This is a genomic window from Acinetobacter sp. LipI_19 (assembly GCF_058242925.1).
This window is the reverse complement of record NZ_JBZAYK010000001.1, coordinates 3698143-3723632: the sequence shown is the minus strand read 5'-3', so window position 1 is coordinate 3723632 and position 25490 is coordinate 3698143. Positions and strand designations below refer to the sequence as shown.

The 25490-nt window shown below is 37.9% G+C and carries 24 protein-coding genes; 18 read left to right on the top strand and 6 right to left on the bottom strand.

Annotated elements, in window-relative coordinates; translation table 11 throughout:
• Positions 1 to 97 precede the first annotated feature (97 nt).
• From glmM to recJ, 3 genes are read left to right on the top strand one after another with little or no spacing between them, the layout of a single operon-like run.
• Positions 98 to 1429, top strand: coding sequence for a phosphoglucosamine mutase (gene glmM / locus AC4CVF_RS17915; RefSeq protein WP_419360833.1), 1332 nt, complete (start codon positions 98 to 100; stop codon positions 1427 to 1429).
• 32 nt (positions 1430 to 1461) lie between these two features.
• Positions 1462 to 2118: a pyridoxamine 5'-phosphate oxidase gene (gene pdxH, locus AC4CVF_RS17910; protein WP_336952442.1), complete on the top strand. Its 657-nt coding sequence runs from the start codon at positions 1462 to 1464 to the stop codon at positions 2116 to 2118.
• Entirely contained in the window at positions 2119 to 3822 is a 1704-nt protein-coding gene (gene recJ / locus AC4CVF_RS17905; protein ID WP_483770453.1) for a single-stranded-DNA-specific exonuclease RecJ, read from the top strand.
• 55 nt (positions 3823 to 3877) lie between these two features.
• On the opposite strand, the gene AC4CVF_RS17900 is transcribed toward recJ, so the two are convergent.
• Positions 3878 to 4639 carry a putative porin gene (locus tag AC4CVF_RS17900; protein ID WP_336952438.1) on the bottom strand — a complete coding sequence of 254 codons (762 nt, stop codon included), beginning with the start codon at positions 4637 to 4639 and terminating at the stop codon, positions 3878 to 3880.
• 360 nt (positions 4640 to 4999) lie between these two features.
• Here AC4CVF_RS17900 and AC4CVF_RS17895 point away from each other — a divergent pair, with 360 nt between their 5' ends.
• From AC4CVF_RS17895 to AC4CVF_RS17870, 6 genes are all read left to right on the top strand, one after another.
• Positions 5000 to 5542 carry a PadR family transcriptional regulator gene (locus AC4CVF_RS17895; RefSeq protein WP_336952436.1) on the top strand — a complete coding sequence of 181 codons (543 nt, stop codon included), beginning with the start codon at positions 5000 to 5002 and terminating at the stop codon, positions 5540 to 5542.
• Positions 5543 to 5580: 38 nt separating this feature from the next.
• The gene (locus AC4CVF_RS17890; protein ID WP_490789788.1) at positions 5581 to 5970 is read left to right on the top strand and encodes a Fur family transcriptional regulator; all 390 of its coding nucleotides are present in this window, start codon (positions 5581 to 5583) and stop codon (positions 5968 to 5970) included.
• Positions 5971 to 6351: 381 nt separating this feature from the next.
• Complete coding sequence (locus AC4CVF_RS17885) at positions 6352 to 6654, top strand: DUF3861 domain-containing protein (protein ID WP_336952432.1); 303 nt, start codon at positions 6352 to 6354, stop codon at positions 6652 to 6654.
• Positions 6647 to 6970 (top strand): DUF2798 domain-containing protein, encoded by a 324-nt coding sequence (locus AC4CVF_RS17880; RefSeq protein WP_419326949.1) that lies wholly within the window; start codon positions 6647 to 6649, stop codon positions 6968 to 6970. Before AC4CVF_RS17885 ends, AC4CVF_RS17880 begins: the two co-directional genes overlap by 8 nt.
• Before the next feature lie 264 nt (positions 6971 to 7234).
• Positions 7235 to 8182 (top strand): pirin family protein, encoded by a 948-nt coding sequence (locus tag AC4CVF_RS17875; RefSeq protein WP_336952430.1) that lies wholly within the window; start codon positions 7235 to 7237, stop codon positions 8180 to 8182.
• Between the two features lie 147 nt (positions 8183 to 8329).
• On the top strand, positions 8330 to 8728 hold the full coding sequence (locus AC4CVF_RS17870; RefSeq protein ID WP_336952428.1) for an OsmC family protein: 399 nt from the start codon (positions 8330 to 8332) through the stop codon (positions 8726 to 8728).
• An 82-nt stretch (positions 8729 to 8810) separates the two neighbouring features.
• Here AC4CVF_RS17870 and AC4CVF_RS17865 read toward each other — a convergent pair whose 3' ends face one another.
• Positions 8811 to 9257, bottom strand: a complete 447-nt coding sequence (locus tag AC4CVF_RS17865) for a surface-adhesin E family protein (RefSeq protein ID WP_490789787.1) — start codon at positions 9255 to 9257, stop codon at positions 8811 to 8813.
• Positions 9258 to 9392: 135 nt separating this feature from the next.
• Between AC4CVF_RS17865 and AC4CVF_RS17860 the strand changes: the two genes are divergently transcribed.
• Positions 9393 to 10034, top strand: a complete 642-nt coding sequence (locus AC4CVF_RS17860; protein ID WP_419326951.1) for a glutathione S-transferase family protein — start codon at positions 9393 to 9395, stop codon at positions 10032 to 10034.
• Between the two features lie 26 nt (positions 10035 to 10060).
• Positions 10061 to 10660 (top strand): alpha/beta fold hydrolase, encoded by a 600-nt coding sequence (locus AC4CVF_RS17855; RefSeq protein WP_419326952.1) that lies wholly within the window; start codon positions 10061 to 10063, stop codon positions 10658 to 10660.
• A gap of 41 nt (positions 10661 to 10701) precedes the next feature.
• Here the strand turns inward: AC4CVF_RS17855 and dinB are convergent, their stop codons facing one another.
• From dinB to mdtD, 3 genes are all read right to left on the bottom strand, one after another.
• Complete coding sequence (gene dinB / locus AC4CVF_RS17850; RefSeq protein WP_419326953.1) at positions 10702 to 11757, bottom strand: DNA polymerase IV; 1056 nt, start codon at positions 11755 to 11757, stop codon at positions 10702 to 10704.
• 122 nt (positions 11758 to 11879) lie between these two features.
• Positions 11880 to 12638 (bottom strand): glycoside hydrolase family 25 protein, encoded by a 759-nt coding sequence (locus AC4CVF_RS17845; protein WP_483770449.1) that lies wholly within the window; start codon positions 12636 to 12638, stop codon positions 11880 to 11882.
• 79 nt (positions 12639 to 12717) lie between these two features.
• A complete protein-coding gene (gene mdtD, locus AC4CVF_RS17840) occupies positions 12718 to 14109 on the bottom strand; it encodes a multidrug transporter subunit MdtD (RefSeq protein ID WP_336952415.1) in 1392 nt (463 codons plus the stop codon).
• Positions 14110 to 14310: 201 nt separating this feature from the next.
• Between mdtD and AC4CVF_RS17835 the strand changes: the two genes are divergently transcribed.
• On the top strand, positions 14311 to 16140 hold the full coding sequence (locus tag AC4CVF_RS17835) for a choice-of-anchor I family protein (protein ID WP_483770448.1): 1830 nt from the start codon (positions 14311 to 14313) through the stop codon (positions 16138 to 16140).
• Between the two features lie 155 nt (positions 16141 to 16295).
• Here the strand turns inward: AC4CVF_RS17835 and tenA are convergent, their stop codons facing one another.
• The gene (tenA, locus tag AC4CVF_RS17830) at positions 16296 to 16967 is read right to left on the bottom strand and encodes a thiaminase II (protein ID WP_490789786.1); all 672 of its coding nucleotides are present in this window, start codon (positions 16965 to 16967) and stop codon (positions 16296 to 16298) included.
• Positions 16968 to 17201: 234 nt separating this feature from the next.
• Between tenA and AC4CVF_RS17825 the strand changes: the two genes are divergently transcribed.
• The 6 genes from AC4CVF_RS17825 to AC4CVF_RS17800 all read left to right on the top strand — a co-directional run bounded on the left by AC4CVF_RS17825 (position 17202) and on the right by AC4CVF_RS17800 (position 25489).
• Positions 17202 to 18284, top strand: a complete 1083-nt coding sequence (locus AC4CVF_RS17825; protein WP_171066888.1) for a DUF475 domain-containing protein — start codon at positions 17202 to 17204, stop codon at positions 18282 to 18284.
• A gap of 139 nt (positions 18285 to 18423) precedes the next feature.
• On the top strand, positions 18424 to 19788 hold the full coding sequence (locus AC4CVF_RS17820; protein WP_419819747.1) for an MFS transporter: 1365 nt from the start codon (positions 18424 to 18426) through the stop codon (positions 19786 to 19788).
• 51 nt (positions 19789 to 19839) lie between these two features.
• Positions 19840 to 20448: a single-stranded DNA-binding protein gene (gene ssb, locus AC4CVF_RS17815; protein ID WP_105713882.1), complete on the top strand. Its 609-nt coding sequence runs from the start codon at positions 19840 to 19842 to the stop codon at positions 20446 to 20448.
• 155 nt (positions 20449 to 20603) lie between these two features.
• A complete protein-coding gene (locus AC4CVF_RS17810) occupies positions 20604 to 21830 on the top strand; it encodes a site-specific integrase (protein WP_016651356.1) in 1227 nt (408 codons plus the stop codon).
• Positions 21823 to 23379, top strand: a complete 1557-nt coding sequence (locus AC4CVF_RS17805; protein WP_016651357.1) for a site-specific integrase — start codon at positions 21823 to 21825, stop codon at positions 23377 to 23379. The genes AC4CVF_RS17810 and AC4CVF_RS17805 overlap by 8 nt, the downstream gene beginning before the upstream one ends.
• Positions 23372 to 25489: a hypothetical protein gene (locus tag AC4CVF_RS17800; protein ID WP_016651358.1), complete on the top strand. Its 2118-nt coding sequence runs from the start codon at positions 23372 to 23374 to the stop codon at positions 25487 to 25489. The genes AC4CVF_RS17805 and AC4CVF_RS17800 overlap by 8 nt, the downstream gene beginning before the upstream one ends.
• Position 25490: the final 1 nt, after the last annotated feature.

Genomic DNA, 25490 nt, shown 5'->3' with positions numbered 1-25490 from the left:
GAAAAAGCCGTCAGTTTATGACGGCTTTTTTATTTTGGTGTAAAGTAGTAAAAGTTAAAAATTGATTGTTATACAACACATAATAAGTGGGTAAAAAATGAGTTATTTTGGAACAGACGGGATTCGTGGAAAATTTGGTGAACTCCCAATTACCCCAGAATTTGCACTTAAACTCGGATTTGCAGCAGGAAAAGTATTAAAGCAAATTAGCCCTAAATCAAAGCCGATTGTGGTGTTAGGTAAAGATACGCGTTTGTCTGGTTATATTCTTGAAGCAGCCTTACAGGCGGGCCTCAATGCAGCTGGTGTTTATGTACACTTGCTTGGGCCACTACCGACCCCTGCAATTGCTCATTTAACCCGTGCATTGCATGCAAATTTAGGTATCGTGATTTCTGCTTCGCATAACCCTTATTTTGATAACGGCATTAAATTCTTCTCAGATGAAGGGAAAAAGCTTCCAGATACCATTCAAGATGCGATTAATCGAGAGCTTGAGAATGATATTGTTATTGAAGACACAGCAAACCTAGGTAAGAGTGTCCGTGTTAAAGATGCCAATGGTCGTTATATCGAATTTTGTAAATCGACATTCCCCTATCATTTCAACTTGCGTCATTTAAAAATTGTGGTGGATTGTGCCAATGGTGCAGCCTATAGCGTAGGCCCAGCAGTATTTCGTGAATTAGGTGCGAAAGTTATTGCACTTTTTAATGAGCCAGATGGTTTAAATATCAATAAGGATTGCGGTTCGACACATCCTGAAAATTTACAAAAAGCAGTGATTGAGCATCAAGCTGATTTAGGCATTGCTTTTGATGGTGATGCTGATCGGGTGGTTTTGGTCGATCGTTTTGGTAACTTGGTTGATGGCGACCATATCCTGTATATTTTAGCGACACAAGCGTCGCAAAAACCAGCAGGTATCGTGGGTACAGTCATGAGTAATATGGCATTAGAGTTAGCACTTGAAAAAGCCAAAGTTCCTTTTGTACGTGCTAAAGTTGGTGATCGCTATGTATTACAAAATTTAGAAGAAAATAACTGGGTGATTGGTGGTGAGCCATCTGGTCATATTCTGACTTTAGATAAGAGTACAACTGGTGATGCAATCATTGCAGCCCTCCAAGTCTTAACTGTATTGGTTGAGCAGAATAAATCTTTAGATGAATTGATAGCAGATTTTAAAACTTTACCTAATGTATTAGTCAATGTACGACTTGAACAAATGTTTGACCCCTTTGCAGTACCGGCATTGGTTGCAGAGTTTGATAAAGTAGAAGCTGCACTTAAAGGACGTGGACGAATTTTAATTCGTAAGTCAGGGACGGAGCCGATCATTCGTGTTATGGTGGAAGGTGATAATCTGCAAGAAGTAACTGATTTGGCAAATCATTTAGCAGATGCTGTTCGTCAAAATGCAGCTTAAAATATTGTATCGTCTGTAGAAGGTTTTGCTTCATGCGTGATGTAATTAAAGACTTAAGTGAGCTTCGTCTGACTTATCAAAAAGGTGAACTACATGAGGAGCAGGTCGATGCTCATCCTCATGAGCAGTTTCTCAATTGGTTTAATTTGGCTTTAGAAGCAAAACTACATGAACCTTATGCAATGTCGTTGGCAACCGCAAATGCACAAGGGCGGCCACATGTACGTACCGTGTTATTACGTGGTGCTACGGAGGCTGGTTATGATTTTTATACCAATTATGACAGTCAAAAAGGCTTAGATTTAGCTGAAAATCCTTATGCAGAATTGCTATTCTATTGGCCTGAGCTTGAGCGACAAGTCCGTGTGGGTGGTCAAGTTCAGAAAATATCTGAACAAGAGTCTACTGATTATTATCATAAACGTCCTCGTGATAGCCAAATTGCAGCGCATATCAGCACACCACAAAGTGGCGTGATTGAAAGTCGGGAACGTTTACAACAGCGTTTTCAAGCGTTGTATGAGCAAGTGGCTGAAAAAAATGAATTGGCTAAACCAGAATTTTGGGGAGGCTATCGTTTAGAGCCGACATATTATGAATTCTGGCAAGGTCGCCCAAATCGCTTACATGATCGCCTCACTTATGAAAAAGTCGCTGGATCTTGGACAATACAACGTTTGATGCCATAAATGCAAAAATTACAAATTAAACAACGACCTTTGATTACACGCCCTGAAAATTTTCAGGGCGTGTTACCCTTTATTGCTGAAATTTTGGCCCGTCGAGGTGTGCAATCTGAACAAGAATTAGATTTGAAACTTAAATATTTACTTGCACCAGAAATGAAAGGTCTAGAACAAGCCATTCAAATTATTGATCAGGCCTTAGACCAACACAAAAAAATAGTGATTGTGGGTGATTATGATGCCGATGGTGCAACCAGTACCGCACTGATGATCTTGGCTTTACGAGAAATGGCCGCCAATGTTGAATACCTCGTTCCAGATCGTTTTAAGTATGGTTATGGCTTAACCCCTAAAATTGCTGATTTGGCTTTTGAAAGATATCAGCCTGATCTATTAATTACAGTCGACAATGGAATTTCCAGTCATGCCGGTGTAGCACAAGCACAATCACATGGGATGCAGGTGATCATTACTGATCATCATTTGACCACAAAAGAGCCCCCTCAGGCTGAAGCGGTTGTCAATCCCAATCAGTTAGGCTGCGAATTTCCGAGCAAGGCTTTAGCAGGTGTCGGAGTCGCATTTTACCTATTAGCAAAGTTAAGTAGCTATCGGGCAAAATTGGGTAAATCTGCCGCAAAAATGCCACAATATTTGGATTTAGTTGCTTTAGGTACCTATGCTGATGTTGCTAGTCTAGATCATAATAATCGTATCTTAGTGGATGCTGGTGTTAAAAGAATTCAGCAAAATCAATGTCGTGCTGGAATCAGTGCCTTATTAGATATTGCCGCGCGTGATCCTGCTGAGTTAGAAGCATCTGATTTAGGTTTTGTGTTAGGCCCGCGTCTTAATGCCGCAGGGCGTATGGAAACCATGGACATAGGTATTGAATGTCTTTTGGCAACCGATATTCAATCAGCTCACACTTTGGCACGCCAACTCAATGATTTAAACTTAGAACGCCGTCAAGTTGAATCGGAGATCAAACAAGAGGCTTTGGCAGAGTTGGAAAATCTACAGCTTGATCAAGACCATTTACCCGCAGCGCTGGTTATGTTTGAAGAGCATTGGCATCAAGGTGTGATTGGTATTGTAGCAGGACGTTTAAAAGAGCAATTTCATCGTCCCAGTATTGTATTTGCGGCAGATAAAGATGGGATTCATATCAAAGGTTCCGCACGTTCAATTGATGGTATTCATATTCGAGACAGTATTGAAAAGGTTGCCGAGCAATATCCTGATTTGATTAGTCATTTTGGTGGGCATGCAGCAGCAGCGGGTTTGACCATTCAAAAGCAACATTTTGAAGAATTTAAACAACGTTTTACTGAGTTGGTTGCTCAATCAGATGATGCACTATTCCAAGCGGTGTTGTGGACGGATGGTGAATTACCTGCTCAGGCATTTCAACTGCAAACTGTAGAGACTTTGGCGCAATTAGGACCGTGGGGGCAAAAGTTTCCTGCACCGGTATTTGAAGGGCGTTTTAAAGTCATCGATTATCGTTGGTTAAAAGAAGTGCATCTGAAATTGCGTTTAGCTTTGGAAAATGGCCAACCGATTGATGCGATTGCCTTTAATGTACGTGATAAATTCAATTTTGATCCCATGCAAGATAGGGTACGTATTGTTTATGAATTGGATAAAAATCAATTTAATGGCAATGTGAGTTTACAGTTAAGAATGCTGCATTTAGAGCAGTAAATTTAGAGATAAAAAACCGCTTATACAAGAGCGGTTTTTTAAAGTTTATCAATAATTAGAAGCGGTAAGCAGCGCGAAGACCGTAAACATTATCATCATCTTCAAAATCAACAGAACCTTCTAAGCTGATTTGTTGAGTAAAGAATTTTTTTGCACGAATTGTAAAGCTGTCTTCATCATTACCATCAGCACGGCTACCTGAATAAGCCAATCCGACACTGAAGGTTTTATCTAGATATAAATCTGTACCTACGCTGTAATCATCGATATCACCAAATTTTGCATCGCCTTCAAAATTCATATCATAGCGACCCACTTGAGTGACATATTTAGCGCGGATAGTTGGATCTATATCATCATTAAAATCATTATCATAGCCTGCTAAACCAACAGCAACTAAAAGACCTGGGATTGGCAAGTAACCGACTTCAGCAGAGTAAGTTGTCGTATCTAAATCATCTACATGATCGGCCTTAGCTGTTGAGCGCCCAATAGCAGCACTTGCATAAAAATCGGTATTTGGAACAAAATATTCAATACCAACACCATATGCTGTTACATCGTAGGCATCATAATCGATATAGCTAATCCCAGCACTTACGTTGCTTGCGCGATCTAGAAAGGCCGCTTCGTTTAATGGGTTGTTTTTAACTTGAACAGGGTTAAAATAATATGTTCCATCAATAGCAAAAGCAGTAGATGTATCCCCTTTATCTGGATCAACAATGCCGAGTGAACCACCAATTTCAGCTTGGTATGCATGTGCAGACCCAAAAGAAGTAGCAAGTAATGCAGCAAATAAAGTTTTCTTAAACATTGTGTGACCCTTTTGTTATAAAAATATTAATTTTTTGTTACAAATCGCATTGTATGTAAATTAAACGCCATGTCAAGACTAAAGATCTGAAAATTAAAAGTTTACTGTCAAAAAGCATAAAAACGAGAAATTGGCTAAAGCTTTAAGCAATCCGGAACAACAATGAAAATAGCCAATAGATGCTATTGAAAGACTTTACCTGTCTTTTTATATCTTAAATTTTTAAGATAAATCGATTTAAAATAATTTAATTGCTTATTTATCAAAATATTAAAATTTATTCTGTAATATAATGTTGTGTTAAGACTTATTAAGATATATCTTAATAATTATAAATTGATCAATTTGAGAAAAATAAAGATGAAATTAGAGCGACATATTCATTCACAAAATGACTTTGAGCATCGTGAACAGCATACCGAACGAGGTTATGGTGGACGACGAGGTCGGTTGTTTGAATCAGGTAAAATGAAGCTTTTGGTTTTACATTTGATACAGCAACAGCCAAAACATGGTTATGAAATTATTAAAGCCATCAGTGATCTAGTCGGTGGCGGCTATACTCCAAGTTCGGGCACGATCTATCCAACTCTTACCTATCTTGAAGAAATTGGCTTTCTACATGCTGAAAATACAGAAGGTGATCGTAAGCAATATCACATTACAGATGCTGGAAAATTACATTTAAAAGAGCAGCACGCGCATATCAAACACTTATTAGAGCGTTTGGAAACTCGACGCGAAATTCATGAAAATGACCAATATTTGGATATTCATCGTGCGATGGAAAACTTAAAAACATCATTGCGCTTAAAGCTCAAGGGTAAAGATTTTGATGCCGAGCAAGTTAGACAAGTCGCTGAAAAAATTGATCAAGCCGCAGTAGAAATTGGGCGTTTATAACAATGCAATAACAGGGCAATAGAAGGTTTAGGTGAGACATGAGTGTTGAGATACAAAAAAAACTGCGTCAGGCAAATTTAAAAGTGACCCAAGCAAGAGTGATTGTATTCAAAGCGCTGTTGGACCAAAAAGCGCAACTGACAGCAAAGCAGATTTATCAGCAGTTATATGTACAAAATAAGCAGATCAGTTTATCCACTATATACCGAGTGGTGAGCGATCTAGAGAAAGTCGGTTTGATTACTCAAAATCTGCACGGTAGAGATGAAGTTAAGTATGCTTTACCTTATTTATCCGAAGTGGAGTCACTCAATATCCAATGTGCCGACCTGACCCAGATCAATAAAGCGTCTTTAATCGCCTCAGTGGAGCAGGTTTTTCAAGCGTTTGATATTGATGTTTTGGATATTAAATTTAGTACCACATGAGGGTCTGTTGCCATTTCATAAATGGCTTGCGTTGTAGGTTAAAATTGAGCATGAGACGTATACGTCGTAAAGCATGAAACGAAGAGAATAGCGAGACTATTTTCGAGTTTTATAACGAAGGCTGAGATAATTTTAGCCACAACCCTGAGCAAGAACAAAGCACTGCTTTGTTTGCAGCGCAAGGCGCAGCAGGGGACTAGCGTGTTTTTTGCCGCTACGTCGTTACCTTGCGAAACGACGTTTCTCATCATTTAGAATGACTAAATTTCTTATCTCGCGCCTAGTATCGTTTAAAAAACACACCTAGTCGCAAACGTAGACGAATTGTCAACAGACCCTTCATTAAACAACGGCGAATATTTAACAAGTTAGAGAAATCTTATGAAACAACATCAATATCATGTGACTGTTCAACATCTTGCAGATGCGCAAGGTCATCCATCAACTTATGATGAAAATATCGAATTTAATGTGGGTAATCACGATGATATTTTCCAAATTGTAGAGCGCTTAAAAGCTGCTGATTTTTTTGATGAAGAAACCACCAAAGCATTTGCTGTAGGACTAAAACTCTTTTTAGAAGTTATAATTACCCATCGCGATCATGTGCTATTTCAAGACTTTGAACCAGCAGTTAAACAATTTATGAAAAACTTAAAGCAGAACGTCAAGAAAAATGCGTGATTTAAAACCAGAAACCAAGATCGAGAATAGAGGCCATCAACATAAACCTGCCATGATTTTTGCTGGAATTCCTAAATTACCAGCAAAATATGCCGCGTGGATTATGCCATTCATACTTTCAGCTTTAATGAGTGCCACCATTTCCATGATTAACTTATGGAAGAATGTAGGTTGGTTTGATGGATTTTTTACAAAATGGTTTAGCGTCTGGTTATTTTCATGGATGATTGCCTTTCCCACAGTATTAATTTTTTTACCTCTGGTTCGCCGTTTCACAGGATTATTTGTGGATCTTAATCCACCACCTTCTGCTTAATTCGATCAAGACTTGAACATGTCATGGTGCGACTACGAGTCTATAAACATTCCAACGTGAATATTCAATTTGGTAAAGTATTGTTTCCAAATTTTGTGATCAGAAAATGCATAACAAAAACCAAACTATTATTGTCCTATTGATAGTATTCAGCGTATTAAGATAGCTATAGGCCGATGTATATAAAACCGATAAGCTAAATAAAATGAAATTGTAGAAGTTGAAATAACGTCCTGAGCTGATGGACAAATTTAGGATAACAACATGACCAATACCAACTATACCGAGATTTCTAACTCTGACGATTGTGAAAAATACGTGAATCAGTTTATTCAAGATTTTCCAATTCGTTCAGCAGAAATAGGCAAAGGCACCGTCATTAAACGTGCATTACCAAGCCGTCAAAAACGCATGATTGGCGCATGGTGCTTTTTAGATCACGCTGGCCCAGTGGTATTTCCTCAGGGAGATGGATTGGATGTCGGACCGCATCCACATATTGGATTACAGACTTTCACTTGGATGATCGAAGGGACGATGATGCATACAGACAGCATCGGCTCTAAACAATTGATTCGTCCTAAACAAGTGAATCTGATGACTGCGGGTTATGGAATTTCCCATACAGAAGTTGCTCCAGATACTGAAACCAGAATGCATGCTGCACAGCTTTGGATTGCCTTGCCTGATGATAAGATCAATATGGCACCGCAGTTTGATCATTATCCAGAATTACCAGTTGTCGAGCAGGATCATATTGAATTTACAGTTTTAGTCGGTGAATTCATGAATATCAAATCTCCTGTCAAAGTGCATACAGAATTAGTGGGGATCGATTTTTTTGCAAAAGAATCAACCAAGACACGTATTCCACTGAATCCTCATTTTGAATATGGATTTATGGCATTAGAAGGTGAAGCAACCGTCAATGGTCATGATTTAAATAGTGACAATATGGTAGTGATTGAACCTGGAATTTCTCAGATTGAGGTTGAACTACCAAAAGGCTCGCGTTTACTGTTGATAGGTGGTGAACCTTTTGAGTCGCCTATTTTACTGTGGTGGAATCTTGTGGGCAGAACACAGGAAGAACTAAAAACAGCAACAGAACAATGGGCAAATCAGGATGTCCGTTTTGGAACGATCCCTGATTATGATGGTCCACGTTTAGAAGCACCAGCATTCCCAGACAAGATGCGAGCATCGAAGTGATGTGCTGCATTGTGCATTGTAATATGGATTCAAACTAAATAATTTGCGTTAAAGGTGTATTTGACCAGCCTTTAGCGCAAGTGTTGCGTTTACAAATTTTATTTAAACTGGCATTCACTAAAAATTTAAAGATTAAAGGAAAATAAAATGGCAATTATTGCAAATGCAAAGGTAAAAACCTATCCAGAACCATGGTCAGGTGAGGTGGTGAGTGGAAAACATCAACTGATTACCGACAAACCAGAATCATTCGGTGGGCAAGACAAGGGCTTAGCGCCTTATGATTTTATTTGTTCAGGTTTAATTTCTTGTACCATGATTACTTTGCGTATGTATGCTCAACACAAAGGGCTTGATTTGGGTGAGTTTACAGTTGAAGCTGATTTTAATGCCAATAAAGAGGGGAAAGAATGGGTCGAGCGTCGCTTGTCTTTTGCGACTCCGTTGTCTGAAGCGGTGCATCAAAAAGTGTTAGACATTTGCCAAAAAACCCCAGTGACCAAGACTTTATTGCGTAGTGTGGAAATCAATACCACGATTATCTAAAAAACGGCTATGTAAAAGATATTTTGTATAAAAACAAAATATCTTTTTTTTCTATCAGTAAGATTATGCAATTTTTTATTGATTATTTACAGGTGTTTACATAAATCTTGTTATAGAATTTATCTTGATTCAACGCTTTAAACTCTAAGTCGTCAAAGGAATAAAAAGCTGCCCCCGTTTCACCATCATGGCTCAACGTAATGTCATCAAATTTTTTCACTAATGTGCTGTTTGAGGTTTTTCCTATAAAGTAATCAGCGCCCCGAATGGCGATAGTTTTTCCTGTGCAATCCACAATAAGTTGTTTAATAACAGATTGATATGTTACACCTTGCTCATCTTTTATAGGATGGGCATATTTTTCATAGATAACAGCTTGCTTAAACGAATCACGAATTTTTTTATGTGCATTTACATCAATAAAGGACTCTCCCTTATTCTCAAGAGCTCCCAGTAACATAAGCTTGGGTTGATATGCATATAGATTTGAACAAATAAAGAAGAAAATTAATGGGGTAAGTGACTTCATTTTTATTCTCAGAATAACCAAAATTGAATCTAGAGTATAAACAAAGTTGATAAAAAAATGATTTAAATACAGTAATAGAATTGTTGAAAAGTTGAGATCAATTTATAGTCGAAGAATAAAAACTGAGGCAATACAATGATTACATTACATCACCTTGATCAATCTCGTTCACTCCGTATTATTTGGGCTTTAGAGGAGCTAGGGCTTGAATATCAGATTAAGTACTATAAACGCTTACCTACTTTTGCTGCACCCCCTGAGTTAAAAGCAGTTCATCCGCTTGGAAAGTCACCTGTATTGACCGATGGTGACCTGACCATTGCAGAGTCTGCTGTGATTTTAGATTATCTTCAGGCGACCTATGATACAAAAAATCAGTTTAGGCCTCAAAATCCTAAAGACTTAATGCAATATAACTACTGGATGCATTATGCCGAAGGTTCTTTAATGCCTTATCTTGTTATGACATTGGTGATGACCAATATGCCAAAACATGTTCCTTTTTTAATTCGTCCTATTGCAAAGAAAATTTCAGAAGGTGTACGTGGTGGCTTTAGCAATCCTCGTTTAAAAGAACATGCAGCCTTTTTGGAAGATTATTTTAGTCAACATGATTATGCCGCAGGTGAGTTTTCTTTTGCCGACATTCAAATGAGTTTCCCCGTGATTGCCATGCAACAACGAACTAAAAATAAAACCCCTCGACTGGCTGCCTATGCTGAACGAATTCAGCAGCGTCCTGCTTTTCAACGCGCTAAACTAAAGAGTGATGATTAAATTTTGTATATCAAGGTGATGGGAGAATGCATTTAATTTTTTTACCAGGCGCATCGGGAAGCACAGTGTTTTGGCAACCTGTTATACAGCAGCTTTCAGCCGATCATCAAAAAACAGTGATGGCCTATCCAAGTTTTGCTGGGCATCCAGAGCATCCGCATATTCATAGTTTTGACGATTTGCAGAGTTATATTCTCCACCAAATTCAACAACCCAGCATTGTAATTGCTCAATCTATGGGAGGTGTTTTTGCAGTTCAAGCTGCATTACAAAAACCTGAATTGATCAACGCTTTGGTTTTGGTTGCAAGCTCTGGTGGAATTGATTTAAGTCCTTTTCAGGTTGCCAATTGGCGGGGGGATTACCAGCAAACATTTGCAGTACCCAATTGGTTTGTCGAGCATCAATCCCATCTAGATGATTTATTGTATAAAATAGAGTGCCCAGTCCTGTTGCTGTGGGGGGATGCAGATCCCATTAGCCCTGTGGGTGTGGGTAAATATTTACATGAAAAAATCCAGCATTCTAGATTGCATGTCATTGAACAAGGTCAACATGATTTGGCCAATGTACACGCCCATCAAGTGGCTAGATTAATTCAAGATTTTATTTCTGATATAAAGTAAAAGATTTAAGCTGATGCGGCACATGTCTTTTTCATTTGTGTTTACCATAATGATAATTGTGCTTCATCTTGCTGATCTGTCAGTTGATACAAACCGACTCCGATTAAACGGAATTGAAAATGCTCAGGAATTTGCATTTCGCTTAATAATATTTGAATGACTTGAACCATTTCTTGCTGTGATTGAAGTGCGGTTTTAAAACTTTTACTGTGCTGTAAAACTTGAAAATTCTTGAGTTTTAACTTCACGGTGACACCACGAGCCTGCATGTGTTTTTTTTCTAAACTGAGCCAAACACGTTCAATTAAATTGTCCCAATAGATTGAACACTGTTCAAGGCTGAGATCATCATCAAATGTGGTTTCTTTAGAAATTTGCTGACGTTGTCGTTCGGCTTGTACTGGACGATCATCAATACCTTGGGCATATAAAAATAACTGTCTGCCATATTTGCCAAAATGATGGATCAGTATATTTTCTTCAATTTTTTGCAAATCACCCAAAGTCTCTAAGTTTAAGCTTTTCAGTTTTTCCTGAGTGACCTTACCAACACCGGGAATTTTTTTCAGGGGTAAATCATGGATAAAATGTTGAACTTGGGTCGGTTTAATGATGCAAATGCCATTGGGTTTATTCCAATCCGAGGCAATTTTGGCAAGAAATTTATTCGGTGCTACACCTGCCGAAGCTGTAAGACCTGTTTGTTGAAAAATATCGGCTCGAATTCGTTCCGCCACTTCAGTAGCACTGGGAATATTTTGTAAATTTTCAGTGACATCTAAATAAGCTTCGTCTAAAGATAAAGGTTCAATAAGCGCAGTGTATTTTTGAAAAATTTCATGAATTTTTACAGAAACATCACGATATTTTTCAAAATTCGGTTCAATCACATAGACCTGAGGACAACGTTTTTTTGCCTGTGACATCGACATGGCAGAGCGTAACCCAAACTGACGCGCTGGGTAGGATGCAGCAGCAATCACAGCCCGAGGATGATGTGATGAAATCACTACAGGCAAGTGCTTTAATTCAGGACGGTCGAGTAGCTCTACAGATGCATAGAATGCATCCATGTCAATATGGATGATTTTTCTCATGAATTACACAGTGTTGAAACGCTGTGTGATTATTCTAACCGATCTTGATTTGTTTCTATTGATGAATTTAAATTTTGTAAAGAATATGCGACAGCTTATGTCATGAAAGATCTTGATTGCGCTTAATTCAACTTATTTTTCTGTAAAAACTGCTGCCATTGTTCTGCATCACCATAAAATACATTTAAATCGACATTTTTTTCGATGCCTTGAATTTTGCCTTGGTTGCTCTGTTGCCAAAATGTCCATGCACGTTGGTCTTTTAAATCAGGCTTATCTTTATATTCACGAATCCAAATCGGTGTATCTTTAAACTCACCTGTGAGTACCATGTTGTAAAAGATTTTAGAGGTATAAAAAATCGGTTGTTTACCGTAATGCTTTTGCAATTGATCATGCATACTTTTGATCTGTTTGATTAATTGTTCTTTGGTATAGGTGTTTATACAACTGCTGTCATATTCCAAGTCCATCACAGGGGGCAAGGCATTACTTTTATTTGGCACCGTTTTAATAAAATTCTGTGCTTGAATGTCACCATCACGACATAAACGAAAGAAGTGATAAGCCCCCACGCGCATACCACGTTCACGTGCTTCTAACCAATACTGCTGAAATTTATCATCTTGATAATCGCCACCTTCAGTGGCTTTGAGATAGACAAACTGATAGTGCTGCGGAGAGATTTTTTTCCAATCAATATCACCTTGATGATGTGATACATCGAAACCTTTAATCGGATAGGCTTCAGCCAAGGCAGTATTATTATGAACAAAAAACAAAGTCCCGAATATGACGCAGCAGAAAAGTGCGATCGCTAAAACTGAGCTATTGCGAGTGATTTTTTGCTGTTTGTGTTTTTTCGCAGCGTATTTTGACATGGTTTTTTTAAATATCCAGATGGATCAGTTTAACGTGCTTTGGTTCTAAAAAACGATGGCTGAATAAAAATTGCAACACTTAAATTTGCGCATCTTTGGGAATTTGAAAGAATATCAACGCCGTAATGATGTTAATCGCACCTAAGCAAATCAGAGTATAGTGAAATGCTTGTGTTATATGTGCTTCACTAAAATAGCCTGTAAATGCATTGAGTAAAGTACCTGCCAAAGCAATCCCAATACTCATTGATAACATCATAATCATCGATAAAAAGCTATTCCCACTACTGGCGTCCTGTTGTGGGAGATCTTTAAGCGTAAGGGTATTCATGGTCACAAACTGTAATGAGTTGAGTACACCAAAAATAAAGAAATGCACTACACCTAACCATGTCGGAGTATCTGCTGTATGTAAGGCAAAACTGGCAATACATGCACCGATCAATAAGGTATTAACCAGTAGAAATGGACGATAACCAGTACGTTGTAGAATCGGGCGAATGATGGGTTTAGAAAATAATGAACCAAGTACAATTGGGGTCATCATTACCCCAGTCATAAAAGGTTCCATTTTAAAGGCGACTTGAAGCATCAGTGGCAAAATAAAAGGAACCGCATTTCCACCAAAGCGCGCAAAGAAATTACCGAGTACACCGATGGTATAGATTTTATTTTTAAACAGTCGACTACGAAACAATGCATTTTTATGGGTATGGGCATGATAGGCATAGACCAATGCTGAGATTATCCCTGCGAAAAGTAAGCCTAAGCTCAGGCTTCTGGAGATTTCATTGCTAGCAATATTTTCAATCCCTAAAGCCATTCCCACCATTGCGATTGCCAATAGGATAAAGCCACTGAAATCAAAGGATTTTACCGATGCTTCATTTACATTGGGCATGGCTTTAAAGGTGACAAAAGTGCCTAAAATACCGATGGGTAAATTAATCAGAAAAATCCAGTGCCAAGACGCATATTCGACCAACCAACCGCCTAAGATCGGGCCCATTAATGGACCGAGTAAGCCTGCTAAGCTCATCAAACTCATTGCAGAAAGAAACTGCTCACGAGGGATGATTTTTAACATGGCGAGTCGCCCGACTGGAACCAGTAATGCGCCACCGATACCTTGAATAACTCGAAATACAATAAGCAGATTGAAGTCATTGGACAGTGCACAGCCCAATGAGGCAGCGGTAAAAATCACGATCGCTGCAAAAAAGATATTTCGTACCCCAAAGCGATCTGCCAACCAACCACTTAAAGGAATACATGCAGCAACTGCCAAGACATAGCTAATCACGATGCCATGCATTTTTAATGGATTTTCTTGCAGGCTTTCTGCCATCGCAGGCAAAGCGGTATTGATAATCGTGGTATCTAAGCCTTGCATGAAAAAGCCGATCGAAACTAAAAAAACCAATAAATAGAATTTAGGTTGGAGTTTACTGTGCGATGGCGTAGTCGTCATAGAACTTAAATAATCCCATTTTGTGAATATTTTAAAACAATCATCTGACTAAATCTGTATGAAATCGTTGCTTTATATTGAATCAGGCGCAATACCCAATTGAATGTTCAAGAAATTGCCATAAAACTGTAATCTGCTTGTCATGGAACTTACACCCGTGATGAATACATTAAGCCAAATTAAACAAAAAATGGGCTGTTTATGAACATAAAAGTTTCAGCATTGTGTTTAGCAATGCTTTCTGTGGGTTTAGTGGCATGTAATGATGATCATAAAACAACAGCGCCAACGGTTGAAGAAAGCACACCTGAAAGCATTAATTTAAGCTTACTGGGGCGTTATGAAACGGGTATTTTTGCTGAAAGTGCAGCAGAGATTCCCGCATATGATGCAACAACAAAACGGGTATTTGTGGTCAATGCCAAAAAGGGTTTGGTTGATGTGTTAGATGTGTCTAAACCAGAAACGCCTGTGCATATTGGTGAGCTTTCGGCTCGTGAAGCTTTAGCTGATTCTGAAGTAAATTCAGTTGCGATTAGAAATGGCATTGTGGCACTTGCTGTTCAAGCCAAACAAAAAACAGATAAAGGTATTGTGGCTTTTTTTAATGCCAAAGATTTGAAATTGATTAGTCAAATCGAAGTTGGTGCTTTACCTGATATGCTGACATTTAGTCCAGATGGTAAAACTGTTTTGGTGGCAAATGAGGCGGAACCGAATGATGACTATAGTATCGATCCTGAAGGTTCAATCAGCATTATTGATATTAGCAATATTCAACGACCAACCGCTAGCCTTGCCGATTTTAAAGCGTTTAATGATAAAAAAGCCGATTTGATTAAATCGGGTGTACGCATTTTTGGTCCTAAAGCGACGGTGGCTCAAGATCTAGAGCCTGAATACATCACCATCAGCAATGATGGGAAAACCGCTTGGGTGACCTTACAAGAAAATAATGCCATTGCCAAAATTGATATCGTTGCTAAAAAAGTGACTGATATTTTTCCATTAGGTTATAAAGATCATGGGCTTGCTCACAATGCACTAGATGTCAGTGATAAAGATGGAAAAATTAACATCCAAACTTGGCCAGGTTTGGTGGGGATGTATCAACCTGATTCAATTGCCCATTATCAAGCCAATGGGGCGAGTTATTTAGTCACCGCCAATGAAGGTGATTCACGTGAATGGCTAAAAGACTCAAAAGCGTACTATGCAGGAGATCAAAGCCAAGGTTTTGTTGAAGCAATTCGAATGAAACACCTGTTTAATGTCAAAGGTTTCAATAACAAAGGTGATTATCCAGCACACTTAGTCAATCTTGCAACAGGTGTAAAAGGTGCCAAACTAGATGCAACGGTTTTTGCCTATTGTGGTGCAACAGCGACTGATCCAAGCATGTGCCGTGATGATACACAATTAGGACGTTTAAACATTGCTTGGAATATGGGTTATCAAACCAACACGGATGGCTCACCAAAATTGGATGCCAATGGATTATTGACCTATAGCAAACTTTATAGCTATGGCGCGCGTTCTTTCAGTATATGGGATGCACAAGGCAAGTTAGTTTGGGATTCAGGCAGTGAGTTTGAGCGTAAAGTTGCTGAGCTATTTCCAAATTATTTTAATAGTGATCATGAAGCGGTGGCTTTTGATGACCGAAGTGACAATAAAGGGCCTGAGCCTGAAGGTTTAGCACTGGGTACGATTGGCAAAAAAACCTTTGCCTTTATCGGCTTAGAGCGCCAAAGTGGGATTATGGTTTATGATATTAGTAATCCACAAAAGCCTGTGTTTATACAGTATTTTAATAATCGTACCTTTAAACAGGATCAGGTTTATAAAGATGCCAAAGGTCAGCCAATCTTAAACAAGGATGGCAAACAGATTCTGATTGAGAAAAGTGATTTAGGTCCTGAAGGACTGACGTTTGTCTCTGCCAAAGATTCACCAAATGCAAAGCCTATGTTGATTGTAGGCAATGAAGTCAGTGGCAGTACAGCAATTTATCAGATTAACTTAAAATAGCGGTTTAATGTATCCTGTTGCGAGTGAAAGAGTGCTTTGGCACTCTTTTTTATTGAGGCTATCCCTCAGTTTTATAAGGGATAGTTGTAGATGTGATACATGAAGTAGATTAATTATTCACCTTATATACATCGGAAATTTTCAATAAAATTGTATTACTGATCTAAGCCTAACCATTGTCTTTGATGATAAGCGCTATCCCAGAACAACCATTCTAATTCAGCGCCTTTGGTATAGGCTTTATGCATTTTCTCAAGGGTATCTGCATCGCAATGTTCTGCAATACGGTCAATCGTTGCTAAAACATTTTTAACTGCTTGGTTAAACTCTTCACCTGAATAAGTATCGATCCATGCTTGATATGGATTATTGGCAATAGATTTACTCACAATATCTTTTCCAACTTCTGCATAAATCCAGAAGCAAGGCAGTAACGAAGCCAAAACCACAGGATAGCTTTCAGACCAAGCCGTCGCAGTTAAAAAAGCTGTGTAGTGATGGCAGGCAAGGGTAAGCGGGGTATTCTCAAAGTCAGCTTTGCTAATCCCAAAATCTTTCATAAATCCATCGTGTAGGCTACGTTCTACAACAATCGCTTCTTTCGCACCTTGGGTAAATTGGATGATATCGTCAGCATCAAATGCTTTTGCACCACAGACAGCCAATGCACGACCATATGCCACCAGATAATGCGCATCCTGAATCACATAATGACAAAAAGCTTCCTTGTTTAATGAGCCTGTCGCAAGTTCTTGGTTAAATGGAAGCTCTAAAGTTTTGTTATATAAAGCAAGATTACGTTGCCAAACGTCTTGAGAAAAAGACATGCCGTTTTCCTATGCAATGATTCAAGTTATAAAATGATTTCAGTTTGCAAGACTATAGCAACTCTAAATTGCTTTAGGTATTTGAATGCAGAAAATTCGATTGTATTTGCATAAAAATATGACAAAGAACTTTGGATAAATGTGAAAAAGTCGTCATAATGTGCGCATTAAAAACGCGATTTTTATTTCAGTTTTCTGATTCAAAAACTATTCTCCGTAGGTCGAATTCCCATGATGAAACATTTTGGTTTCTCAATATTTTTTACGATCGTGTGTTTGGCAATCTCTGCATATTGGGGCTTTACCCATGGTCCAAATGCAGGCGTGCAAGCCATGCTCTCTGCACTGACCATTACGGCAATTCTTGCTGTTATGGAAGTGTCTCTGTCTTTTGACAATGCTGTTGTAAATGCATCTGTACTGCGTAATTGGGATCATTTCTGGAAAATGATCTTTTTAACCGTTGGTATTTTGATTGCTGTGTTTGGTATGCGACTGGTATTTCCGGTTGTGATTGTTGCAGTCACAGCGGATATGGGCATGTTTGATGTTGTGAAAATGGCATTAAATGATCCAATTCAATACTCAGAAAAATTATTGGCACATCATGCTGAAATCGCCGCTTTTGGTGGTTCATTCTTGTTGTTGGTATTTTTAAACTTTTTCTTGGATGAAGGTAAAGATACCCATTGGTTTAAATGGATTGAAAAGCGTTTAGCCAACTTAGCCAATGTACCCGCAATGTCGGTATTCCTTGCTCTAGTTGCATTGCTGATTATGGCTGCAAATGTAGATGAAGCGAAACGCCTTGTGGTCACAATGGCAGGTATTTGGGGCATCGTGATTTATATCGGTGTACAAGTACTCAGTCATCTACTAGGTGGCGAGCCAGAAGTAGATGAAGACGGCAATGCTGTGGGTCATGATGCCAATGGTGCACCTACAGGTGTCATCAAAGCTGGTATTGGTGGCTTTATTTACCTAGAAGTATTAGATGCATCCTTTAGTTTTGACGGCGTAATCGGTGCATTTGCGATTACCTCTGATGTTGTCATTATTATGCTCGGTTTAGCTATTGGTGCGATGTTTGTTCGTTCAATGACAATCTACTTGGTCGATAAAGGTACACTTGATGCCTATATCTACCTTGAGCATGGTGCGCATTATGCTATTGGCGCTTTGGCATTTATCATGATTGCAAGTGGTACAGGTTTACATGTACCTGAAGTAGTCACTGGTTTGATTGGGGTTGCATTTATTGTTTGGGCAGTCATTGCATCAATTCAATATAACAAGCGAATTGAACAACAGAGTTAATCCTTTTTTAAGAAAAGAGATTACAATACAAGAGCACTTTAACAGTGCTCTTTTTTATGCTCAATGTTTCCACAAAGTTGCCACAATATGCGATGATGTGTTTGATAATTAGCTCGCCAGTTTTGATAAGCCAGTAGATATGATGAATCCTTTAGAACGCCGCTCGACCTTTGCATTAAGTAGTATTTTTGCTTTACGCATGTTGGGGTTGTTCATGATTATCCCTGTGTTTGCGGTGGTTGGTCAGTCCTATCAGTATGCGACACCTGCTTTGATCGGTTTAGCGGTCGGTGTCTATGGCCTCAGCCAAGCACTTCTGCAAATTCCTTTTAGCTTATGGGCAGATCGTTTTAGTCGTAAACCTTTGATTATTTTTGGCTTACTGCTGTTTGCTTTGGGTGGTGCTGTTGCGGCAATGTCTGAAACCATTTATGGGGTCATTATTGGCCGTGCGATTGCTGGAGCTGGCGCTGTATCTGCGGTTGTTATGGCTTTGCTGGCTGATGTCACCCGTGAAGAGAATCGAACCAAAGCCATGGCTGTGATGGGCATGAGTATCGGTTTATCTTTTGTTGTGGCTTTTAGTTTAGGACCTTGGCTCACCAGTTTGGTGGGGATTTCAGGGCTATTCTGGGTAACAACAATTATGGGGTTATTGGCAATTTTCATGTTGTTTATGGTGCCTAAAACCATCCGTCATCATAAAAACTTTAAACAAGGTTATCTGCATCAGCTCAAACAAATCTTAAAAATGGGCGATCTGAATCGTCTGCATGTTTCAGTTTTTGCGTTGCACTTATTGCTTACCGCAATGTTTGTTTATGTGCCTTCTCAATTGATCAATTTTGCTGGGATCCCTTTGGCGCAACATGGCATTGTTTACTTGCCTTTGTTGGTCATCAGTCTGTTCTTTGCATTTCCGAGCATTATTCTGGCTGAAAAATACCGTAAAATGCGCAGCATTTTTCTAACGGCAATTGCGGGAATTATAGCAGGATTAGTCATTCTGATTTTTGGTTATGAATCCAAATATGTCTTGTTGTTAGGCCTTGGATTGTTCTTTATTGCCTTTAATGTCATGGAAGCATTACTCCCATCATGGCTGTCTAAAGCAGCGCCGATTCAATCCAAAGCAACAGCGATGGGCGTCAATGCAAGTGCTCAATTTTTAGGGGCTTTTTTTGGTGGGACACTTGGTGGGCAATTAATTTTGCTCAATAATACAACAATGGGTTGGAGTGTCTTATCAGCTATTGCTATACTTTGGTTGCTCATTAGTTTTGGGCTAGCTCAACCACGATATTTAACATCAATCGTATTACGATTGCCTGAGGATAAACAAACCGATAATTGGACTTCTCAGTTGTTGTCAATTCGTGGTATTGAGGAAGTTGTGGTTATGTCTGACCAGCAAGTTGCGTATATAAAAGTTGATAAACAGCAAATTGATGATGCTGCGCGACAACATTTAACGCAGTTGTTTGGGAAAGAGGTAGCCATTTAAACATAACTCTTATAAAGTAAAACATAGAATCGAATAGGAAGATAACATCTAATGCGTGGTGTAAATAAAGTTATTTTAGTTGGTACTTTAGGTCGTGATCCTGAGACTAAAACTTTCCCAAATGGGGGTTCTCTCACTCAATTTTCAATTGCGACAAGTGAATCTTGGACAGACAAAAATTCCGGTGAAAGAAAAGAACAAACGGAATGGCATCGTATTGTATTGCACAACCGTTTAGGTGAGATTGCACAGCAGTATTTACGTAAAGGTTCAAAAGTTTATATTGAAGGTTCTTTACGTACCCGTCAGTGGACGGATCAAAATGGTCAAGAGCGCTATACCACTGAAATTCGTGGCGAACAAATGCAGATGCTTGACAACAACCGTCAACAAGGTGAAGGCGCTGCTGCTGACAATGGTGGTTATAACCAACCACGTTTCAATAACAACCAGCAAGGTGGTTTTAACAACAACCAAGGTGGTGGCGGTTATGCGAATCAAGGTAATCAAGGTGGTGGTTACGGCAATGCCAATCCACAAGGTGGCTATGGCAATGGCGGAAACAACGTAAATCAAGGTTTTCAATCGCCTAAACCTGCAGCTACACCATCAGCACCTACTGCTGCCCCTGCGGATTTAGATGATGACTTACCGTTCTGACACACCCTAGAGACTATGTTTTGTAAAGTTTATTAAATTATTCTTTATTAGTAGTTAGTTACAAATAAAATTTACAGATACTAGAAATGGTTCTGTAAATTTTTTTACTTATATATTATGATATTTGATACTGAGATATTTTGTTAAATTTAACCATGATGTCTGTTAAAAGATTTGTAATGAGTAGTGGTGAGCGATTCGCTGTTCTTTTGAATAGTGATGGTGTTCCTATGACTTATCCAAATTTATATACGATCATTCATTTAAGAAATCGTGGTCAATCAATCAATACAATTTCAGCTATTTTGGAAGATATTAAGTTGCTCTTTCAGTTGTTGGATAAGTTAGGAATTGACTTGGAACAAAGGATAAAAAGTAAAGATTTTTTAAAACTAAACGAAATAGAAGCCATAGTAAATTTAACCAGTTTCAATCGCAGTCGATTAGGTGGGGCAGATTCAAAAACAAAGATCATAAGTTTTCCAAAAAGTAATAATAAAGAGCGATCTAGAGCAAAATTGGTTGTTACTCAGGACTATGTATCTAAACAATTAATATATAGGCGGTTAACTAATTTTGCTGAATATATTGGATGGTTTGAGACGCATCTTCATTCATCAGCAATAACAAGTACAAAACGTTTGTTAAAATCTCGTAGACCTCGTAAGTTCATGGATATTCAGTCTGAATACAAATCTTTTGATAGTAATCAATTAAATAAAATTCTCAAGGCGGTTGATCCTGATAATCAGAATCGTATCTGGACATCAGATTATCTTACTTATAGAAATGAGCTAATTATCTATTTGTTTTTATATCTTGGATGTCGTAAAGGTGAATTATTAAATTTAAAGATTACAGATATAACCCCCTCTCAAGGTGTTACATCATATCTTACTATTAAGCGTAATCCTCATGATGAACGTGATTCTAGGCTATATCAACCTTTGGTTAAAACCAGAAGTCGATCAATTGCAGTCAATCAAAATCTGAAGAGAAAATTAGAAACTTATATTTTAAATTATAGGTCAACAGTACCTAATGCAGAGCTAACAGACTTTTTGATTTTATCAAATAAAGGCCAGCCTTTATCAATCAATGCTTTAGATAAAATATTTTATGAAATTTCTAAAGTTGTTTTATTCAATGTACATGCTCATGCATTTAGACATACTTGGAATGATAAATTTTCTGAGAAGTCACAAATCCTAGTGGAAAAAGGCAAAACCACAGAATCACAAGTTGAAAATGATCGTGCATATCTGATGGGATGGATACCTAACTCACAAAGTGCAAGAAGATATTCAAGACGTGCAGAGAATAAGCGTGCTGTAGAGATTTATTTAAGTATCCAAGAAAAATTTGAGGATGAAAATGAATAAATCAATTCAAACCGATAGTTTCGATGAATCACAAAATACCTTTACCTCATTCAAAGGATATGAATTTACTATCGATGATCAGAAATGGGTATTAGATATCAATAAAACTATAGATATCTCTCGAGTACGAAATTATGAATTTTCTGTTCAATCAGAAATTGTCATGACTTTGGCTCATTTTGCTAAGTATAGCTCAAGTTCACATACAGCAAACATGTGTGAATATATTGTTAAATATTCCGATATTACAGGAGAAGATCATTTTTCAATTAAAGGTCTTTTAAATTATAAAAATTTTTATTCATCAAAAAAGGATGAATACAAAGTAGCAATGCTAAGAGTTTTTTTGAAAAAACTATATGATTTGGGTTTTTCCTCAGTAGATGATGAAATTTATGATTTAATGGATTCATGGAGATTAAGTGGCAATGAAAAAGGAGCAGCAGTCCTTTCCCTTGATCCAGATGAAGGCCCATTTAGCCCATTTGAATTTCAAGCAATTATCACTAGAACCAACGAATATTTAGCAGAAAATAAGATTTCTTATTACGAGGCTGCTTTAATTCGTATTTTCTGTGCGACTGGTAGAAGACCAATCCAAATTGCAGGATTAAAGATAAAAGACTTATACGTATCGGATAAGTATAATTTTAATGATAAAAATGAAGTTCATATACTTAACATTCCGAGAGCTAAAGTTAGAAGTGCTAGTGGATTCCGATTTGCTTTTAGTGAAGTTGGAATTCGTGAAAGTATCGCTCAAATTTTATTTGAGCATATTCGGATTCTGGAACAAATATTGAGTAATGCAATTAATCGAGAATTATTAAAACAGGAAGTTGATGAACTACCATTATTTTATGATCTTGAAAAACTAACAGAGTTAGATTGGGGCAATGAAAAGGAAATTTCGCAAATTTTACCGAATGAAATTATTCATTTGCCCACGGTTCAACTCACCCAAAAATTAAAAGATGCGGTAAGAAAGCTTGGGGTTCGTTCAAGGGAAACAGGTAAACCAATATTCGTAACTTCTTATAGGTTCCGCTATACGCTTGGTACAAATGCTGCGAGGCAAAAAGCAGGCGTAAATGTCATTGCAAAATTATTGGATCACCATGACACCCAAAATGCACATTGCTATGTACAAAGTGTGCCAGAAATTGCACAGCAAATATCATCTATCATGGATGAGAGTTTACGCAAATATGCAGATGCTTTTCAGGGAAAAGTTGTAAAGGATGAGATAGAAGCCCAATCACAAATTAAAGATGCTAATAGAATTTCTTGCGTAGAGCAGGATTGTGACGTTGGCTCATGTGGTACGCATCAATACTGTAACGATTATGCGCCAATCGCATGTTATCTATGTAGTAAGTTTATGCCTTGGGCAAATGCACCGCATCATCTGATTTTAGAGCAATTAATTCAAGAACGAGATGATCTAGTTAAGATGGGGTGTAACCTTGAAATCGTTGCCGTGAATGATCGAACAATTATTGCTGTTCAGCAAGTAATTGATGCTTGTAAGGAGTTTAATCATGGATAATTTAATATATTTTCTATCTGATAAAATCCAGTCTCCTTACTCCGAAATTAAGCGGTTTATTGATTTTGTTAAACAGTTACCAGAATTAAATGAAGATATTAGATTTGAAAAGAATTATTGGAAAGGCGAAGTAAACTTTGTCAAAACAGGTATTTCATCCAAAGATAGATCACCTGAAAATCTTTTGCATCATTCAATTATAGAGTTTGCCAAGGCGTATGTTAAGTATCAAAGGACTAATAGTAAGTTAAAAACGCAAGATACAATTCTTTCAATTCGGGCAATAGAACAAATATGCTTAGACCGATATGGTGAAGTTGATTTAACTAAATTGGTTATTGCAGATTTTGACTTAGCTGCTGAGAATGCAAAGATAAACTATAAAGCAAGTTCTGCGTATCATGTAGGTAGACAATTAAAAATTCTATTGGACTTTATTCGGAAATTAAAAATAGTTGCTTTACCAGAATGGAAAAATCCGATTAAAAAGCCTTCTGATAAATCAATTGTATTAGATACAGAGTCCGAGGAACATAGAGCATCTAAACTTCCAGATGAAGATGCGATTTTTGCATTAGCTGATATTTTCTCACGGAAAGATTCTGAGTTGTCAGATAGAGATATTTTTGTCACCAGTGCTGTTGGGTTGCTTCTATCTGCACCAGAACGAGCATCAGAACTGTTTTTCTTAAAGCATAATTGTATCCACGAAGAAGAAGTCCAAGCGCTCTCTAAGAGCAGTTTAGGGCTTGTGGCAGATGGTTCTAATCTTGAAAAAGTATTCGGTATTAGATGGTATGGACAAAAAAATTTTGGGTATGACATTAAATATATTCCGAGTACCATGATTCCAACGGCCAAACGGGCAATTGCACGTTTAAAAAAGATGTCAGAAAAGCCTAGACATTTAGCATATTTGCTTGAGACAAGCGATAAATTTCCAAGACATGAGCTTTGTCCTAAAGTGCCTGATGATCAGTTCTTAAAGCGTTCTGATGTACTATTAGCGATGGGATTGGATATATCTTCTTATGAAAACTCGAATAACGCCGGTATAAAGTTTTTAAAAACAAGAGGTATTCCTATTAGTGATTACGAAGTCTGCCTAAATGATTTAAATATTATTCTGAGAAATAGATTACCTAAAGGTTTTCCTTATATACCTTTTAAAACAGGTAATGGTATTCAGGTTAAATGGTCAGAAGCCTTATTTTGTTGTTTCGCAAACCAATTCCATAGTGATAAAGCGACTATTTTCTCAGAATTATGGATACCACATATTGATACCTTAAATGAAGATTTATCACCAACCAAAAAGAAATTAAGAGGAAAAGATGAGTTATCAAATGTCCAATCTATTTTTCAACGGTGGGGATATGGTGACTATAGTATGTCTACCCATCAGTTTCGACATTTATTGAATACGATAGCAAATACTAATGGAATGGATAGCATATTACTCGCCAAATGGTCAGGCCGAGCTGATATGAAGCAAAATCGAGTATATGACCATACAACTGTTGAAGATCGTAATTATGGCTTAATTGAGATGCAGAAAAATGAGGTTGGTTCAGTAAATACTGATAGTACATTTGCATTCCAGATCGCTACACCTCGAACTCTACAGGAGTTAAATACTAGAACAACATTGTCCATGCATACAACTGAGTTTGGGCTTTGCACACATTCATATATTGATGAGCCCTGCCTAAAGTATAGAAACTGTTTGAATTGTACAGAGCATGTCTGTATTAAGGGGGATGAAGAAAAGAAAAAACGGCTTCAAGATCGACTTAGAAAAGAAAAACTCTTATGGGTAAAGGATAAAGAGGCTGTGAGTAAAAATGTTACTGGTGCAACGGTCTGGTTGCAAACTAGAGAGCTTACAATCAAACGTTGTGAACAGATGATTACTCTACTGGATGATCCAAACATTCCCGATGGAACACCTTTGAGTCTGCCCCCTTCTGACGATGTTACACATCTCGATTTAGCATATCAAAAAGCAGGTCATAAACGTATCCCCGTTATTGAGAATACTCAACGTAAAAAGATAGAGGATGAACCACATTTGCTCAGTCCTGCATTGCAAATGGATTTATGGATTTGAT

Excerpts from the sequence above, each read along its gene's own strand:
- glmM (WP_419360833.1), top strand. The coding sequence starts at position 98 with ATGAGTTATTTTGGAACAGACGGGATTCGTGGAAAATTTGGTGAACTC.
- pdxH (WP_336952442.1), top strand. The coding sequence starts at position 1,462 with ATGCGTGATGTAATTAAAGACTTAAGTGAGCTTCGTCTGACTTATCAA.
- recJ (WP_483770453.1), top strand. The coding sequence starts at position 2,119 with ATGCAAAAATTACAAATTAAACAACGACCTTTGATTACACGCCCTGAA.
- AC4CVF_RS17900 (WP_336952438.1), bottom strand. The coding sequence starts at position 4,639 with ATGTTTAAGAAAACTTTATTTGCTGCATTACTTGCTACTTCTTTTGGG.
- AC4CVF_RS17895 (WP_336952436.1), top strand. The coding sequence starts at position 5,000 with ATGAAATTAGAGCGACATATTCATTCACAAAATGACTTTGAGCATCGT.
- AC4CVF_RS17890 (WP_490789788.1), top strand. The coding sequence starts at position 5,581 with ATGAGTGTTGAGATACAAAAAAAACTGCGTCAGGCAAATTTAAAAGTG.
- AC4CVF_RS17885 (WP_336952432.1), top strand. The coding sequence starts at position 6,352 with ATGAAACAACATCAATATCATGTGACTGTTCAACATCTTGCAGATGCG.
- AC4CVF_RS17880 (WP_419326949.1), top strand. The coding sequence starts at position 6,647 with ATGCGTGATTTAAAACCAGAAACCAAGATCGAGAATAGAGGCCATCAA.
- AC4CVF_RS17875 (WP_336952430.1), top strand. The coding sequence starts at position 7,235 with ATGACCAATACCAACTATACCGAGATTTCTAACTCTGACGATTGTGAA.
- AC4CVF_RS17870 (WP_336952428.1), top strand. The coding sequence starts at position 8,330 with ATGGCAATTATTGCAAATGCAAAGGTAAAAACCTATCCAGAACCATGG.
- AC4CVF_RS17865 (WP_490789787.1), bottom strand. The coding sequence starts at position 9,257 with ATGAAGTCACTTACCCCATTAATTTTCTTCTTTATTTGTTCAAATCTA.
- AC4CVF_RS17860 (WP_419326951.1), top strand. The coding sequence starts at position 9,393 with ATGATTACATTACATCACCTTGATCAATCTCGTTCACTCCGTATTATT.
- AC4CVF_RS17855 (WP_419326952.1), top strand. The coding sequence starts at position 10,061 with ATGCATTTAATTTTTTTACCAGGCGCATCGGGAAGCACAGTGTTTTGG.
- dinB (WP_419326953.1), bottom strand. The coding sequence starts at position 11,757 with ATGAGAAAAATCATCCATATTGACATGGATGCATTCTATGCATCTGTA.
- AC4CVF_RS17845 (WP_483770449.1), bottom strand. The coding sequence starts at position 12,638 with ATGTCAAAATACGCTGCGAAAAAACACAAACAGCAAAAAATCACTCGC.
- mdtD (WP_336952415.1), bottom strand. The coding sequence starts at position 14,109 with ATGACGACTACGCCATCGCACAGTAAACTCCAACCTAAATTCTATTTA.
- AC4CVF_RS17835 (WP_483770448.1), top strand. The coding sequence starts at position 14,311 with ATGAACATAAAAGTTTCAGCATTGTGTTTAGCAATGCTTTCTGTGGGT.
- tenA (WP_490789786.1), bottom strand. The coding sequence starts at position 16,967 with ATGTCTTTTTCTCAAGACGTTTGGCAACGTAATCTTGCTTTATATAAC.
- AC4CVF_RS17825 (WP_171066888.1), top strand. The coding sequence starts at position 17,202 with ATGAAACATTTTGGTTTCTCAATATTTTTTACGATCGTGTGTTTGGCA.
- AC4CVF_RS17820 (WP_419819747.1), top strand. The coding sequence starts at position 18,424 with ATGATGAATCCTTTAGAACGCCGCTCGACCTTTGCATTAAGTAGTATT.
- ssb (WP_105713882.1), top strand. The coding sequence starts at position 19,840 with ATGCGTGGTGTAAATAAAGTTATTTTAGTTGGTACTTTAGGTCGTGAT.
- AC4CVF_RS17810 (WP_016651356.1), top strand. The coding sequence starts at position 20,604 with ATGATGTCTGTTAAAAGATTTGTAATGAGTAGTGGTGAGCGATTCGCT.
- AC4CVF_RS17805 (WP_016651357.1), top strand. The coding sequence starts at position 21,823 with ATGAATAAATCAATTCAAACCGATAGTTTCGATGAATCACAAAATACC.
- AC4CVF_RS17800 (WP_016651358.1), top strand. The coding sequence starts at position 23,372 with ATGGATAATTTAATATATTTTCTATCTGATAAAATCCAGTCTCCTTAC.